10 protein-coding genes are annotated in these 15,842 nt (G+C 36.5%); 9 read left to right on the top strand and 1 reads right to left on the bottom strand.

Features of this window, described 5'->3' with window-relative positions; all coding sequences use genetic code 11:
- The first annotated feature begins 6 nt into the window (after positions 1–6).
- The 7 genes from CHH60_RS23740 (at position 7) to CHH60_RS23715 (ending at position 9,672) form a co-directional block, all read left to right on the top strand.
- The gene (locus tag CHH60_RS23740) at positions 7–1,575 is read left to right on the top strand and encodes a TniQ family protein (protein ID WP_095361468.1); all 1,569 of its coding nucleotides are present in this window, start codon (positions 7–9) and stop codon (positions 1,573–1,575) included.
- Positions 1,576–1,639: 64 nt separating this feature from the next.
- A complete protein-coding gene (locus tag CHH60_RS23735; RefSeq protein ID WP_095361467.1) occupies positions 1,640–2,278 on the top strand; it encodes a TnsA endonuclease N-terminal domain-containing protein in 639 nt (212 codons plus the stop codon).
- Positions 2,279–2,284: 6 nt separating this feature from the next.
- Complete coding sequence (locus CHH60_RS23730; RefSeq protein ID WP_095361466.1) at positions 2,285–4,375, top strand: DDE-type integrase/transposase/recombinase; 2,091 nt, start codon at positions 2,285–2,287, stop codon at positions 4,373–4,375.
- Positions 4,375–5,406: a TniB family NTP-binding protein gene (locus CHH60_RS23725; RefSeq protein ID WP_095361465.1), complete on the top strand. Its 1,032-nt coding sequence runs from the start codon at positions 4,375–4,377 to the stop codon at positions 5,404–5,406. The genes CHH60_RS23730 and CHH60_RS23725 overlap by 1 nt, the downstream gene beginning before the upstream one ends.
- Before the next feature lie 482 nt (positions 5,407–5,888).
- The gene (locus CHH60_RS29960; RefSeq protein ID WP_176476185.1) at positions 5,889–6,053 is read left to right on the top strand and encodes a hypothetical protein; all 165 of its coding nucleotides are present in this window, start codon (positions 5,889–5,891) and stop codon (positions 6,051–6,053) included.
- A 1,441-nt stretch (positions 6,054–7,494) separates the two neighbouring features.
- Positions 7,495–8,637 (top strand): AI-2E family transporter, encoded by a 1,143-nt coding sequence (locus CHH60_RS23720; RefSeq protein WP_095361464.1) that lies wholly within the window; start codon positions 7,495–7,497, stop codon positions 8,635–8,637.
- 177 nt (positions 8,638–8,814) lie between these two features.
- Positions 8,815–9,672 carry a tyrosine-type recombinase/integrase gene (locus CHH60_RS23715; protein WP_095361463.1) on the top strand — a complete coding sequence of 286 codons (858 nt, stop codon included), beginning with the start codon at positions 8,815–8,817 and terminating at the stop codon, positions 9,670–9,672.
- Positions 9,673–9,760: 88 nt separating this feature from the next.
- Here the strand turns inward: CHH60_RS23715 and CHH60_RS23710 are convergent, their stop codons facing one another.
- A complete protein-coding gene (locus CHH60_RS23710; RefSeq protein ID WP_095361462.1) occupies positions 9,761–10,672 on the bottom strand; it encodes a helix-turn-helix domain-containing protein in 912 nt (303 codons plus the stop codon).
- Between the two features lie 387 nt (positions 10,673–11,059).
- Here CHH60_RS23710 and CHH60_RS23705 point away from each other — a divergent pair, with 387 nt between their 5' ends.
- Positions 11,060–13,384, top strand: a complete 2,325-nt coding sequence (locus CHH60_RS23705) for a glycoside hydrolase family 3 N-terminal domain-containing protein (RefSeq protein ID WP_176476184.1) — start codon at positions 11,060–11,062, stop codon at positions 13,382–13,384.
- Positions 13,385–13,418: 34 nt separating this feature from the next.
- Positions 13,419–15,836: a glycoside hydrolase family 3 N-terminal domain-containing protein gene (locus CHH60_RS23700; RefSeq protein ID WP_095361460.1), complete on the top strand. Its 2,418-nt coding sequence runs from the start codon at positions 13,419–13,421 to the stop codon at positions 15,834–15,836.
- The last annotated feature ends 6 nt before the right edge of the window (positions 15,837–15,842 follow it).

The following is a 15,842-nucleotide window of genomic DNA, read 5'->3' as shown; positions in this document are numbered from 1 at the left end:
TAACGAATGACAGTAGAGTTAATTTGCGAACGGAAGGGGATTTCTCTGAAGAAAATACTAATTCAATTAATACCATATGACGATGAGAGCTTTTATAGTTTTATAGCCAGGACAGCTGAGGCTAATTGTATGACACTTAGGAGATTGATCACAATCATAGGTTACCTAGCTAAAGCAGAAGAATATAACATTTATAATGTTAGTAAAGAAAAATTGCTGATTATTTCTAAGCTAATTGGGACTCCAGTCAACCTCCTTAAGTCGATGTTATCTTTCAATAATGGGGACCGCCCAGAAGTAAACATGATTCATTTAGGAATTCAAACACTTAAGTTGAAAATATGCCCACAATGTTTCACGGAGAACGAATATTTAAAAAAAGAATGGAGCCTGACCTTAGTAACTGTATGCCCTCTGCATCATTGTAAGTTAGTAGACCAATGTCCGGCATGTGGTAAATATATCCCCATCTTCAGACAAAGTTTCCTGGGTTGTAACTGTGGTTTAAAATTTAGGGAGTTGCCCGTCATTAATGTACCCTTGAATGAATGTGTACTTTCGAAGGTGATTTATTCAAAAATAAATCCTCGTTTTGAGTATGTTTTCGAAAACTGGCCGATAGAAAAGTTAAGTATAACAGATTTGATAAAGCTATTCTTATTTATGGGAAGATTCTTTGAAATGAATAAAAAGACATACCATATTCCGAATATTCTCTCATCAACAACTAGTAATCAACTAATACATGAATTAATGCATCAAGTTGTTAACATGTTTTTAAATTGGCCTAGTAACTTTAATTCCTTTTTAGATAACTATGATCGATTTGAAAAGAGAACGAGGAGTGGGCACAAAATTACGCAATTTGCAACGTTACGTTATGGCTTAAATACGTTCTTAAAAGAAAAATCATTTACCTTTTTGGAGGATGCCTTAAATACTTATGCATTTGAAATGCTAAAAAGACGGCTCCATATTAAAGGTAAAAGAATAAAAAATGATTCGGATCTACTGACGATACCAGAGGCATCGGAGCTATTAGGAGAGAATGTAGAGGGAATTCATCAATTAATTAATATAGGAAAGTTAAAAGCGTTGGTACAAAAAGTTGGAAATAATGAGCATATAGCAATTAAACGAACAGATATGGAGGATTACCTAGATAACAAAATAAACAGTATTTCCATGGTGGAATTACAGGATATCCTAAAAACAAATCCTATATTTATACTGCAGCTATTAAATGAGGGAATGATACAGGGAGAGGTTTCTAAAGAAAGAGGAGCATCGTTCAACAAGTCATCAGTTTATAAATTGTTGTCCCTATTAGATAGGAAGGCAGAATTTATAGATAGTATTATTGGATATCTTCCATTAAAGGAATCAGCATTTATGGTTCTTCAATTATATGGTGATAGAAAGTCTAAAAAACATTACTCCTACATTGATGTCTTAAAATACTTAATTACTGAAAAGTCTAAACTTTATCGTAATGGAGAGGCGGGCTTTAATCGATATTTTCTTAAGAAAGAAGAGCTAAAACAATTTTTTGACCATTTTCATTCTATAGATTAAGATTTGCATTTAGCTATCAACTAAATGACTGATTATACAATAAACTTCGTTAGAGGTGTTTGATTTGTTTGATCAACCAGTAAGGAAAATTAAACCAAAGACAAAAGGATTTCGTGGTAAAGAGCCATTTTTGACTACAGGGGTTATGATTCCTTGGGACAGTTTTTTGGAGAGAGACTTTATTCGACTTGCAGACTTTGATTTATGTGTTGAAGACATATATGCACAAAATGTAAAGATTACGTATCTTTACAACGGGAAGCTCCACGAGCATTATCCTGATTTTAAAGTAGTGACTGACGATAATCTCGTATGGATAGTTGAAGTTAAACCGACGGCATTTGTACATAAAGAGGAAAATCAAATTAAGTTTTTGGCAGGGAGAGCTTATTGTGAAGAAAGGGGATGGACCTACCTCGTCATGACGGAAGAGGATATTCGCCCAGGTTATCTACAAGATAACCTAGATCTGCTACGAGGACTCGGAATTGAAGAGGTTGAGACTTCAATATTGGATATTGTCTTAACACATCTCGCAAAAATTGAAGAATGCTCAATTAAAGAGTTGCAAAAAATGTGTTCTGAGCTATCCGAAGAAGAATACTATCGGTCAATTTATCAATTAATTTATTTCCAAGAAGTTCATTGCGATATGATCCTATATTCCATTACAGGAAACTCTAGAATTTGGTCTAAGGAGTGATCAATAATGTTTGTCACTTTAAAAGTGGGTACTCGTTTTCGCATCGGTGTCCAAGAGTATGAGATTAAAAAAGTAAATGGGTCAGAAGAGTTTGAAGTGTATAACTTATCTTATGACACGATAGAAGTAATTGGTCTTGATGAGATAAAAATAGCGTATAACGAAAAAAACAAATCAAGAAAGTTATTATTTAACATTGATGAAAAAGATCCCTATGCAGAGCCTGCTAAGTGGGACCTTGAATTATATACATTAGAACAAATACATGATATGGAGAGAAGGTACGCGGTAATAGAACCATACATCTCAGGTTTGTTGAAAGACGTGCAGACCTATTTGGAAAATTACTCTAATGAACTACTTCCCAAATCAACTCCGAAACTTTCCCTAGCGACATTTTATCGTTGGGTGAACCGGTATAATAAATACGGAAAAGTTGGCTTATTTCCCCTAAGCAGAGGACCGAAAGGTAGGCAGCTCAAAGACTTCGAACTAGAAAAACTCCGAGCTTTTATCAAACAAAGGGATAAAAAAGCGGAAAATCAGACCATAAGAAATAAGTGGCTTCTTTATCGAGATGAAATTAAAAATGATAATTTGTTTGCTCTTAAGAATCAACAACTTCCGCTAATCAAAGAATCAACATTTCGTAGAGTCTATAAAGAAATGCATGATCCAAGACCGAGGAATATTCAAATCATGGGGCTCGCTCATGCAGATTTGGAAGCCAACGGTGTTCGTGGGTCAATAATAGCAGAAAGGCCACTACAGTATGTTGAATTGGACTGGACGCCAATTGACTATATCATCGTTAATTTTGATACGGATGAAACTTTTAGGCCTATTGTAATGCATGCGGTCGATAAATTTTCTGATATGCCTTTAGGCTACATTATTATTTTCAAAGCACAACCAAATGCTGGGGATTGGAAGCAATTGTTACTTCAAGTTATGACACCAAAGACAGGGATCAAAGAGTTATATCCTATGGTTATGAGTGATTGGTCGGGTTTTGGGAAACCAGAAAACATTATCTTAGACAATGCCTCAGTAAATGATTGCGAAGAAATTGAAGAAGTATGCGGAATCTTAGGTATAGGATTTATTTTTAACGAAAAGGGTTCTGGACATCAAAAGGGGACTGTTGAGAACGCACTGGGTAATATTAATCGAATATTTCATGCTTATCCAGGTACAACATTCTCCAATAATGAAGAGCGAGGGAATTATAATTCAAGAGAAAAGGCATGTGTAGATATTAATGGATTACATCACATGATTCATATTGTGTTAGTCGAATTAGTTGCAAACAAATACAACCGAGGCATAGGAGGCATTCCTGAGCAAATTTGGCGTGAAGGTTTAAATAATGCTAAAGTTCTAAGGAAAATGCCGCAACAGAGGGATTACATTGAACTTTTATTAGCTTCTGAATCAGGTTATCGAGTACTCAAGCCAACGGGCATAGAACTCAAGGGCGAATTTTTTTACAGTGAAGAAGTCAATCAATTGCGTATAAAAATTAAGAATGAAGGGAGATCTCGAAAAGTCCGTGTTCGTTATGGAATTGATATGAGACATATCTATGTTTATGACGAATCTAATAAGCGGTATCTGATGGCTTTTTTAAAGCAAAGCGCTCGAACAAAACGATATCGGATTGATCAAAGGTTTCCAGTTCATATTGATCACCTCACTTATCTTTGTAATAAGAACAACAGGGATAATTACTCATTTTTGGAAGAACAGGAGAATGTAACACACGCCTTAAAGGTTCTAGAGCAGATCGTGATTCAAGGAAGGAAAGAGTATGCTCAAATCAAACGTAGTAGGAATAGAAAAGAAGCTCTTAACAGTAACATTCCAAGTGCCGTTAGTAGTTTCCAAAATCGAGCATTCAATATTCCGGACAATCCAAATATTATTATAATTGATTCGGAGTTGCCCGTTGTGGCATTGGAAAGCGGTAAGCTGGATCATACTCCTGACAATGATATTCATACAGATGCCACAGAACTTTCATCCTTAATTGCAGCAGAGGAGATTGATTTTAAAAAAATTAACTCTAAATGGAGTGTTGGAAGGAAGTCTAAATAATGAATGGATTTAAGCGACTTGGAGGAATAGCGGCATGCAGAGAAGAAGTAAAACTTCGAACAGAACATGTCAAAAAGATAATAATACACCACCCTCAATATGATGAAATATTGCAACAACTTGAAGATATACTGTATATGAGTGATGGCTCAGTGTCCCCTGAACAGTTATTTATTTATGGACCAACAGGAATGGGGAAAAGTACTGTAACGAAGGAATTTACTAAACGATACCCTTCTTTTGAAGTGGAAACGACAACTAGGAAATTCAAAAAAATCCCCGTTTTATATTTGCGAGTTCCACCCAAAGCAACACCTAAGTCATTAGCAGCAAAAATGCTAGAGAAAATGGGAGATGTTCTATATAGTAGTGGTACTGAAATTTTATTAACTCGCCGAATCCATCATTACATCCGAGAATTGGAGATCAGGATGATTGTATTAGATGAGTTTCAACACTTGATTGATGCGGATACAGATCACGTACTTACAACAGCTGCAAATTGGGTGAAGACATTTTCAGAAGAAAGTGGTATTCCGATTGTACTTTGTGGAATGCCGAATTCAGTTAAAATTTTCGCGAAGGAAGAACAACTTGATCGTAGATATTCATATAAAATATGGATGGAGCCTTTTAAATATTCAACTGCAGAAGAAAAGATCCTTTTCCGAGCTTTTCTTAACAAAATAGAAGATGACCTTCCTTTCGCTGATCCTTCCAATATAAACCTAGCTAATGTTCAAATGGCTGATAAATTTTTTTATATATCACTAGGTGTCCCTTTCTATGTAATGAAAGTATTAGAGTTTGCTACAGAAGATGCGTCGAAAAAGGGAGAAGATAAATTAACAGAGCTACATCTGCAGCAAGCGCTAAGAAAATTAAAACAAATCACTAGACCATTCAGAGTAAATCCTTTTAATAGAGACGACTTTAATTTGATTGATGAATTAGCCAAAGAATCGGCACAAGAAGAAAAACTAAAACTAAACACTACTACTATGAAGCGGCGTTCACGTAATAAAGTATGAATTAATAATTGAATTCACTAACTAAATATTATTAATTCCACTACACTAGGCAAATTTTTGATTGGCCTAAAATGGCGAACAAGTTGCCTAAACGAGAACACCGCTAATCTTTGGAATGAAGCAGTGTTCTTTTTTATTGAGTAATAAGAAACGAGGATTATAATCATAACGATATAATTGACTGCCTTATTAGGAATTGGTATTAAAAATGAGAAATGCAAACTACATATAATGTAAGTTTAACACAGTCTCAACTGCTTAAAATGTCCGTGGCCAAGTGTAAAGATAAAACTAGCTTTTTTATTATTGAATATGAATTTAGGCATCACATTTTTTATGGCAGAGCCATATTTGCGCTTGAATATATATTGTGTTATCTTTCGGGTAAAGTATTGTATCATATCCGTGATCAGGAAGAGAGTTTACATTGAAGAAATCAAGACAACGTACCACATTAGATTATTTCTTTGGGGGTGATTAAGATGAGTAAAACGAATGAGGAGTTTATTAAACAAAAGCAAGCTGATGACCTCTCAAAAGTGAAACTCATGGCTCCTTCGGTTAATGGTGGTCCTGATCGTGAAGTAACCGTTGTTTACCAGCGAAAAGCGAATTATGGTATGCCGTCATTCCTTAAAGTTAAATAAAACAATTTATAATAAATCCAGCGCTTAAATGTAGAATACTTGGGAAGCGATGGATTTGGTAAGATCGTAATTAAAGTGTCAGAATAAAAAATCTTGAGACTTGTAGCACTGGTCTTAGGAATTGCCAATGATTTGGATTACGCTAACGTACATACGATAACTCAGTGTTACCAAGAAAGCAGCTGATTCCATAAGATCGGCTGCTTTTATTCAACTAACGAGCAGGTTAGTTTATAATTTATTATCAACAATTCACCTTATTAAAATGGTTTAGTCCATGCTTCAAACCCGCAGGGCATATGCTCCTGTCAAATAAAAAAGAGATATAGAGCAGAAAGCTAAAATAAGGAGGCCTTTAGTTCAAACATCACGAAATCAGCGGGCAATTAACCTGAAGTAGCAGGTTTTTCAAACAATGACTAAGTTGTATATTCCAATGAAATAAATAGGTTAGATTGTTCTTGGAGGAACATTGATCTGGACATCGCTACTGAAAATTTAACCTAGTTGTTGCGAACGATTGAACCACACGGATTTGATTGATAAGGTATCAGAAATATTAGTGGTCGGATTACCATTTATGAGAATAAGATCAGCACGCGCACCCCTCGTTCTGGTGCTCTTACTCATTACCAAAGTTGTCAAATACAACTCCACGATCCTGCCAATAGTAAAGTTCGTAATTCCCACTGGCGTTGTACTTTAAAACCGGGTTCAAATGTAGCCTATGAAAAAAAATGAATATATTATCTGAAGCCCACCTAAGGATTATTTATTTGGTGGGCTATTTTTATGACTTATTAAGTTTTACGCATACATTCTTACAGGTCTGTTAAATATCTATTATATGTAAATTCACTAAGGTTAACCATGCGATGAACGCGAATCAACCACTCAGTGGGTAACCGATCGTAGAGCAATATAGTCGTATTAAATAAAGAAAATCTGAACTTCTCGTGCATGAGAGAATTTCGAGCAAACTGTTCGGGAATAGGTAGCTAGAGCTCACAGTGTTCATATTTTTATGCCTGAGCTCAGTGTGATCAAGTTGTAAGAACTAACTGGAAGAGAGACTCCTGCATATCAAAGAGACCATGAATAGTAACAAAGTGTGGATTTAAAAATTATAACCCATAATTTTCGATTCAATTTAGAATATCTTTAGATTGAATTTAGATGCAGTAAAGATTGAAAAGTTACAATTATACTTGGCTATAGTGTTTGATCTAGGAAATAAGCAATCACTGAGGAATATCACTAAAAATATCTAATGCAAGCATATTAAGAATTTTCGCTTAATTCAAGTAAATAATCTTAGTGCGTATAAAGGAAAGGGAAAAAGTCTTCTAGAGAAATATTTATATATGATGACCTCAACTTTATCAGTTTCTAGTAAAGTCATATGAATAATATAAATCTTCAAAGAGAGGGACAAATACTGATGGAACATGAACAGATACGTTGTGAAAGGACTAAATTATTCTTCCTAAGAAAAAGATTGGTTCTACTTTTACTAATTACATTGTTAATCGGGCTTAATATTTTTGTAATTCATAATGTTTCTTATGTTTTTACGCCTTTTGTAATATTGATGAAGACAATAGTTTTGCCGCTAATCCTATCAGGAATAGCATTTTACTTACTCAACCCAATTATTAATCAATTAGAAAAATATAAGATTAGTCGTACATGGGGGATCCTCATTGTATATTTAGCCATCGTTGGATTCATTGCTATCGTTGTTATGAAAATTAGCCCTATATTGCAAAATCAAATAACAGGTTTAATAAACAATTTTCCGTCTTTATCTGACCGTTTTTTTTCTAAGTTTGAAAAATGGTTTAACAGCTCAATTTTAAGTCAACTTCAGGTCACAGGAGATTTCTATTCGCAGAAAACATTGGACACTTTAACTACAGAGGCTGGAAAATTTCTGGATAGTATTTTTACTGGGGTTTTAGGGGTTATAGGTACGATAGGCAGCTTTGTGGAAAAAATTATATCTATTATAACGGTGCCATTCATCCTGTTTTACTTGCTGAAGGATGGGAGGAAACTACCTGACAAAATACTATCCTTTTTACCAATAAACCTTCGATCAAGATTCATGAATGTTCTAGTTGATATCAACCATCAGATAAGCTCCTTTATCCGTGGCCAGATTTTTATTAGTTTTTGTATTGGTCTAATGCTGTACTTAGGATATATAATAATTGGTCTAGATTATCCGCTTGCTTTGGCAATCTTTGCATCTTTGACTAATGTCGTGCCCTATATCGGGCCAGCTATAGCGATAATACCTGCATTAATTGTGGCTTTGGTTACGTCACCAATTATGCTTCTTAAGATGATTATCGTATGGACTGTAGTACAGCTCACTGAAGGGAAATTTATATCACCACAGATTATGGGCCGGACACTTCAAATCCATCCAATCACCATTATTTTTGTCATATTAACTGCGGGGAACCTTTTTGGAATTACTGGAGTATTGTTTGCTGTCCCAGGTTATGCTGTGATAAAGGTTTGTGTTACCCATGCGTTCGAAAGCTTCAAAGATAGATCGGGTCTCTATAACTCATAAAATGAACATATTGCGTGATTTATAAAAAAGCCAATACAAAAATTTGTGTTGGTTTTTTATTTTTGATTTATATCAAGTGAATGGAGTTATGAAAAAAAATTTATAGTTTATTTTCAGTTTATCTTCTAAACATACTCTTTTTACAATGAATGATTTAAAAGCGAGAGGAGCCTATTGATGGAAGAAATATTTAATTTATTTATAAAACATCTTGAACATTCGAACATTTCAGTTCGGACAATTAATAATTATAGGACAACTTGGGATAAATTCAGAAAATGGGGAGTAAGTTCGGGTTGCTTGCCTAAGAATCCGAGCTTAGCAAATGAAAAGGATATCCGAATGTTCAAAGAATATTTGGAGAAATACGGTGGAAAGAGAGGAGGAGCTATTAAACCAAACACATTAAATCTTACTTTTGTACAATTAAATCGAATCTTTAAGTATTTCACAACCATGCAATTCATAACTGAAAACCCAGTTAGTTTAGTGAAAATGAGTTCAACAAAAAAAAATCACCCTAGGTGGCTTACAAAAGAAGAACAAAAATTATTAATGATTGTATTGCAAGAATACATTAATGAGAAGGAATATACAATTATTCTATTAATGTTATTCGCAGGTTTAAAGGTGCACGAGATTTGCCAACTCCATGAAACTGATCTTTTTATAAACCCAAAATCAGGGTTTATTTTTGTTAAAGGAAATGGTAAGGGAGGGAGATATATCCCTCTTCACCCTCAACTCTATTCTGCGTTGCATAGTTATTTGTACTCTCGTGGAAGAGATCATTTTACAAATGTCTTCAATTCCGAACGGTCTAGCGCCATTTCTATACGTGGAATCCAACATATAATAAAAAAGTATCAAAAGCTGGCGGACCTAGAGCATTTAAACTGCCAAGTTTTAAGGAATACATTCGCCCGAGAACTGGTTTTGGCAGGTTACGAGCATCAGACAATTGCAAAACTGATGGGATTGTATAAAAAGAACGGTGAACCAAATCCAGCCATGATCCAGCGCTATGTTAACTAATCCCCGTTTCTTAATCGGTGAAAATAGTTAACATCTACTATAATTAATATCACTTTTTTTTTTGGAGTATATCTAATGGTGATTCTGTCTAGATATATTTTTGGAGAAGAGTGATAGCATCTGGTATTGGATAATCAACATAGCCTTGGATCCCAAAAGGTGCTTTCTGAGGAATGGGTGATTCCCGGTACTGATTCGGTGACACGCCAGTCAAATCTTTGAAAACTCTATAGAAAGAAGATTCACTCTCAAATCCGCTTTCAGCAGCAATGTCCAAAATATGCCATTTAGTGTTTAATAATTGTGTTTTAGCATGTTCAATTCTGTGAAAGTTTGTCAATTCTGTGGTGGAAACAGAACCTGAAGCCTTCAAGAGTCGATACAACTTTGATCGGCTGAGCCCTAATGCCTTGCATATCTGCCCTTGTTTAAGTTCTTGTCTAAAGTTCATTTTTATATACTGTTGTACACGATCGAATTCATCTAGATCTGCATTGGACAATGTGGTTTCTTTTTTGTTTTTTGAAAAATGAATATGGCGAAACAGTAAACCAATGAATTTATAGAGTGAACTCTTAATCATAAATGGGTATCCACCAGGTTTCTCAAACAACAGCAAACCAATTTCTGCAAGGATAGTACGAATGTCTAAAATTACGCTTGTTTTTGAAGGTAGGTCTAGTTTTGTGTTCAAATTAAAATGATATAAGTCTTTATAAACTTCAGATATGAGTTCAGGACTGAACTGTAGCGTGAGGCAGATGTTTCCTTTTTCTGGTGAATTCATAGAGTGTAACTCGCATGAATTAATAAGAACGATATCTCCCTTTTCTAATCTATAAGATTCTCCTTCAACATTTAAAGTTAGTGATCCTCGTAGCATAAAAAAAACTTCATATTCATTATGCCAATGTGGACTGGAATTCTCCATTGATATTACTCTACATTTCATTGGTGCTTCACTAGAGTAAACAATATACTCCAATTCTGGTCTAACCATAAAATCACACCTTCTTTCTGAAAGTTGAGTCTCTACGTGTTAAGAAGTCAACTTATTAACCAAGTTATTATTATTATACTATTAAGAATTTAGTTTATCGAATTTACTCCTAAAATATACATGATTTGTGGTCACCCAATAATGAAATAGCTTGCGTATAGGGAAGATAACAAAATACTCACGTTTTGAAATGAACATTATAGGAGTGTAATTGAAGCTTTTTGAGAAGAATACAAGAAAAATCAATGGTATAAATTGAATATGCTGTTGAATTAAAAATGAAAACGTATCCAAAAGATAAACGGAAGGGGCATTCAAATGATTCGATATCCATACCAAGATAAATCTTTGCCGATAGAACAACGTGTACGTGATCTAATGAAACGAATGACATTGAACCAAAAAGTCCGCCAATTAACAAGCACTTTGGTTGCTGGGGAGACAGACAAAAGGGTTTTTGAAGATGGTATTGGTGAAATTATTGTGTTTTCGGGCTCAGCTCCAGCACGCGAGGTTGCAGCCATGATTCGTAGTATTCAAGATGACGTAATGTCTCAGACGGAGTTTTCAATACCTGCACTCATTCATGCGGAAGCGTTAAGCGGTGCAATGGTTTCCGAATGTGCAGTATTTCCAACTTCAATCAGCTTAGGTGCAACATTTTCTCCAGAGTTAGTCGAGGATATGGCCGATAGGATACGAAAACAAATGGTCAATTTGGGCATACGTCAAGCACTCTCTCCTGTATTGGATCTTGCAAGAGATTTCCGATTTGGGCGAACAAGTGAGGATTACGGAAATGATCCTACTTTAGTTTCAGCTATGGCGTGTGCATTTGTTTCTGGACTTCAGGGACAAGATTTGAGGGAAGGTGTAGCTGCAACTGCTAAGCATTTTATAGGGTATTCCATGACTGAAGGTGGACTTAACGGTACACGAACTCAAACAGACTGGAAGGATATACGAGAAAACTTCTCAAGACCGTTTGAGGCTGCAATACGAAAATCAAATTTAAAATCGGTTATGAATTCATATTCTGAATACAATGGCCAACCAATATGTGCCTCTAAGGAATTGCTCACTGATTTATTACGAGACGATCTTGGTTTTGATGGTGTGGTCGTTAGTGATTATACGTCTATAAATAATCTAGTTGAGAAATTTGCTACGGCAGAAGATCCTACAGATGCTGCAATTCAGTGTCTTACTGCTGGTTTGGATGTTGAGTTACCTACTCAGTATGGATATGGTGCTAACTTAAGAGAAGCTGTACTTGAAGGGAAAATTGATGAGTACTATATCGATCGTTCTTTAGAGAGGATGCTCAGACTAAAATTTGAATTGGGTCTCTTTGATAATCCATATGGGAAGTTTATGGAAATGGATAATTCCGAACATGACAAGCAGTCAGCATACATCTCAGATAAAGTTTTAACCCTGACAAAAAACACGGGGATACTTCCTTTGATGAATAAAGATATTTCAATCGCTGTGATAGGTCCTACAGGAGACAATCTCCTAATGTTGAACGGAGCATATTCCTACCCTGCTAACTCAGAAATGTTTATGGAACTTATGGGATCTGGAAAAATTGGAATGGAAGGCGTTAATCTAGAAAGTTTTGTGCCTTCTGAGGATGGGTCACACTCCAAACGTGATTATACATTAGCTGTAGATAATGAAATTAAAGAACAGCACCCGGGAGCACAAACTATTTTTGAAGCCTTACAAAAAATATACTCCAACATTTCTTATGTTAAGGGATGCCACGTGATTGATAATCGTGAATACGATTTTAAAACAGCTGTTGAAGCAGCAGCTGCTGCTGATATTGTGATCATGACTGTTGGAGGGAAAATAGGAATGATGGTGGAATGCTCAGCAGGGGAGGGTAGGGACAATGTCGATATTACCTTACCAGGACGCCAGGCTGAGTTAGTCCGTGAAGTGTTCGCTGTGAACAAGAATATGATTGTAATCCATACAGATAATAAACCTCTTGTGGATCCATTTATTTATGAAAACGTCCCTGCTATTTTAGAGGGCTGGTTACCTGGACCTTTTGGGGGGAATGCAATTGCTAAGGCTATCTCGGGAATCACCAATCCCGGAGGAAAATTACCTGTAGATGTGCCAAGGCATGTAGGCCAAACTCCTGTGTATTTTTATCAACCTAATGGAAGCCGTTCAGATGCACTAATGAAGTCAATTAATCCAAACGGTTATGGAACTGAAACCTGTGCCTCTCAGTTACCGTTTGGTTATGGACTTTCCTATACGGAGTTTGAGTACTCTGACGGTAAATTAGAAGCGTATTCTATGGAAGGGATACCTCATCTTACGATCTCAATAAATGTTGCCAATATTGGTGACATGGATGGCGATGAAGTTGTGCAGTTGTATGGGATAGATAAAATTGCTTCTGTCGTTAGACCCCAAAAAGAGTTAATTGGGTTTAAGAGAATTACATTAAAAGCAGGTGAAACTAAGAAGGTGGAACTAACGTTCCGAATTGACCAACTTGCTTTTCAGAATCGAGATAAGAAATGGGTTGTTGAAAAGGGACTGTTTTCCTTCTTTATTGGGAAAGGAAGCAATGACGCAGTTTATGAGGTTGAGTATAACTTAGAAAACAACATCGAAGTAGATTATACCAAACGTGGATTTTTTGCCGAGACAAGAGAAATTAGTTCGCTTTCAATCCCGCAATGACCGCTAATGCGTAGTAGCTGAAAGGAGATTAGAAATGAACACCGCAAACCCTATCTATCAAGATCCTAATCAGTCTGTTTCAGAACGCGTTGAGGATTTGCTCATGAGAATGACGTTGGAGCAAAAATTAGCACAGCTACAATGTTCATTTGTAGGAATGGTAGAAAATGATGACTCACTGGAAAAATATTTCCCTCATTCATTGGGACATGCTACCTCAATGAACGGTAAACCTAGTCCAGAAGAGAATGTTCGGTTTGTAAGTCAGATTCAAAATATAGCATTGAATAAGAATGAACTGCAGATTCCTATACTGCTCCATTGTGAATCGATCACAGGGGCCAATCTTGCACAGGCAACAATATTCCCTTCAGCAATTGGTCTAGGAGCAATGTGGAACCCTGAGACAGTTGAGAAGATGGCTGATTTGATTCGGAAACAAATGGTGTCTGTAGGAATTCGCCAAGCCTTGTCCCCTGTTATGGACGTGGCACGTGATCCAAGATGGGGTAGAGTTGGTGAAAGTTACGGTGAAGATCCCACTCTTTGTGCCGCTATGAGTGTAGCGTTTACTAAAGGACTTCAAAGTGATGATCTCAAGAGAGGAGCAATAGCAACTGCAAAGCACTTCTTAGGATACGGACTTAGCGAGGGTGGATTAAATATGAGTGCCAATCCCATCCCTCCTCGAGAGCTACGCGAAGTTTATGCAAAACCTTTCCAGGCTGCCATCACCGAAGCAAACTTAGCTTCTGTCATGAATTCCTACGGTTCAATAGATGGGGAACTCATTATTACTTCTAAACATATTTTAGATGAGTTATTACGTGACGAGATGGGATTCGATGGATTAACTGTTTCTGATTATATGTCTATTGATAAAGCAGTAGAGTGGCACACTCACGAAACACCCGTAACTGCAGCAATTGATACATTAATAGCTGGAATGGATGTTGAACTTCCAACTCCATATGGATATACAGAGGAATTGTTAGAAGAGGTTAAAACCGGTTTGTTGAAAGAGGATTATATCAATAGAGCTGTACGTAGAGTATTAGCAGCTAAATTTAAGTTGGGTTTATTTGATAATCCGTATCCCGCAGAGGAGCTACTTCTAGAGGCGTATGACGTAGCAATTACAAAACCACTTAGTCTCAGGGCAGCACGTGAATCTATCGTACTTGTCAAAAACAATAATGTTCTGCCATTAAGAAAAGATCTCAAAAAAATAGCTGTAGTCGGTCCACACGCTGATTCTATCCGTCTCTTATTTGGCTGCTATACTTATCCAGCGATGCTCGACATGTTTATAAGTGGAAGTATGACAGATATGGCTGGACTAGATAATCTAGATAATAACGGTCAATCGTTGAATAACAGAGTACCATACTATGAAGGAAGTACAGTACGACAAGATTCTCCTGAATTAATACAAACACTTGATCGAATGTACAGAGATAAGGTTCCAACTATTGTATCTGCTATTCAAGCAAAATGTCCAAATGCACAAGTCATTTATGAGAAAGGCTGCGATATCGCTGGAACGAATCGGGACGGATTTCAGGCTGCGGTCCAAGCTGCACAGGAAGCTGATGTAGTCATACTCACACTTGGAGGAAAATATGGCTGGGGAACGAACTGCACCACGGGAGAAGGCATCGATACAGATATTATAGGCTTGACCGGTATTCAAGAAGAATTTGCGAAAAGGATATACGAGACGGGTACTCCTTCTATACTTGTTCATATGGATGCCAAGCCGTTATCCAGCGAGTACATTAGCACTCATTATCCAGCAATTATTGAGAGTTGGTTCCCTGGTGAAACGGGAGGCCAAGCACTAGCTGATGTATTGTTTGGTGATTACAACCCTGCTGGACGGTTGCCGATGACCGTAGCAAGAAATGCTGGTCAGATCCCTATATACGCTTCGCAAAGATACGGAAGCGGTTATGCGGGAGCCAAGGGAAATGTATTAAGTAAATACGTTCAGGGTGCCAAAACGCCACTACATTATTTTGGCGAGGGACTAAGTTACACCACCTTCTCGTATTCCGATATTGAAATTAGTAAAACCGTAAGTTCACAAGGCACTATAGTAGTTTCTTGTAAAGTGTCCAATACAGGAGAACGCGACGGTGAAGAAGTGGTCCAGTTGTATGTGACGGATGAACATTCAAGTATGCTTAGACCAAATAAAGAGCTAGCAGGATTTAAGCGAGTGTCAATTCCTGCTGGTGTAACAAAGAAGATTGTTTTTGAAATGAAGGCAGATCAGTTTGCCTTTATTAATAAAGATATGAAATGGATTGTAGAAGCTGGCAGAATGAGTGTGGGCATCGGAGCCTCATCAGAGGATATTCGGCTGAGAGGTGTGTTTGAGATAGAGGATACTTGCAAAATAGATCCGAAAACTAGAGGTTTCTATGCTTTAGCAACTGTTGTAGAATAATGCCTT

The sequence above is a fragment of the Paenibacillus sp. 7523-1 genome, from assembly GCF_002276415.1.
GTDB lineage: Bacteria > Bacillota > Bacilli > Paenibacillales > Paenibacillaceae > Paenibacillus > Paenibacillus illinoisensis_A.
Note: the sequence above shows the minus strand (reverse complement) of the source record. Positions and strands in the feature narration are given on the sequence as shown.

Coding starts and splice junctions, on each gene's coding strand:
- CHH60_RS23740 (WP_095361468.1), top strand. CDS start 7: ATGACAGTAGAGTTAATTTGCGAACGGAAGGGGATTTCTCTGAAGAAA.
- CHH60_RS23730 (WP_095361466.1), top strand. CDS start 2,285: ATGTTTGTCACTTTAAAAGTGGGTACTCGTTTTCGCATCGGTGTCCAA.
- CHH60_RS23725 (WP_095361465.1), top strand. CDS start 4,375: ATGAATGGATTTAAGCGACTTGGAGGAATAGCGGCATGCAGAGAAGAA.
- CHH60_RS29960 (WP_176476185.1), top strand. CDS start 5,889: ATGAGTAAAACGAATGAGGAGTTTATTAAACAAAAGCAAGCTGATGAC.
- CHH60_RS23720 (WP_095361464.1), top strand. CDS start 7,495: ATGGAACATGAACAGATACGTTGTGAAAGGACTAAATTATTCTTCCTA.
- CHH60_RS23715 (WP_095361463.1), top strand. CDS start 8,815: ATGGAAGAAATATTTAATTTATTTATAAAACATCTTGAACATTCGAAC.
- CHH60_RS23710 (WP_095361462.1), bottom strand. CDS start 10,672: ATGGTTAGACCAGAATTGGAGTATATTGTTTACTCTAGTGAAGCACCA.
- CHH60_RS23705 (WP_176476184.1), top strand. CDS start 11,060: ATGACATTGAACCAAAAAGTCCGCCAATTAACAAGCACTTTGGTTGCT.
- CHH60_RS23700 (WP_095361460.1), top strand. CDS start 13,419: ATGAACACCGCAAACCCTATCTATCAAGATCCTAATCAGTCTGTTTCA.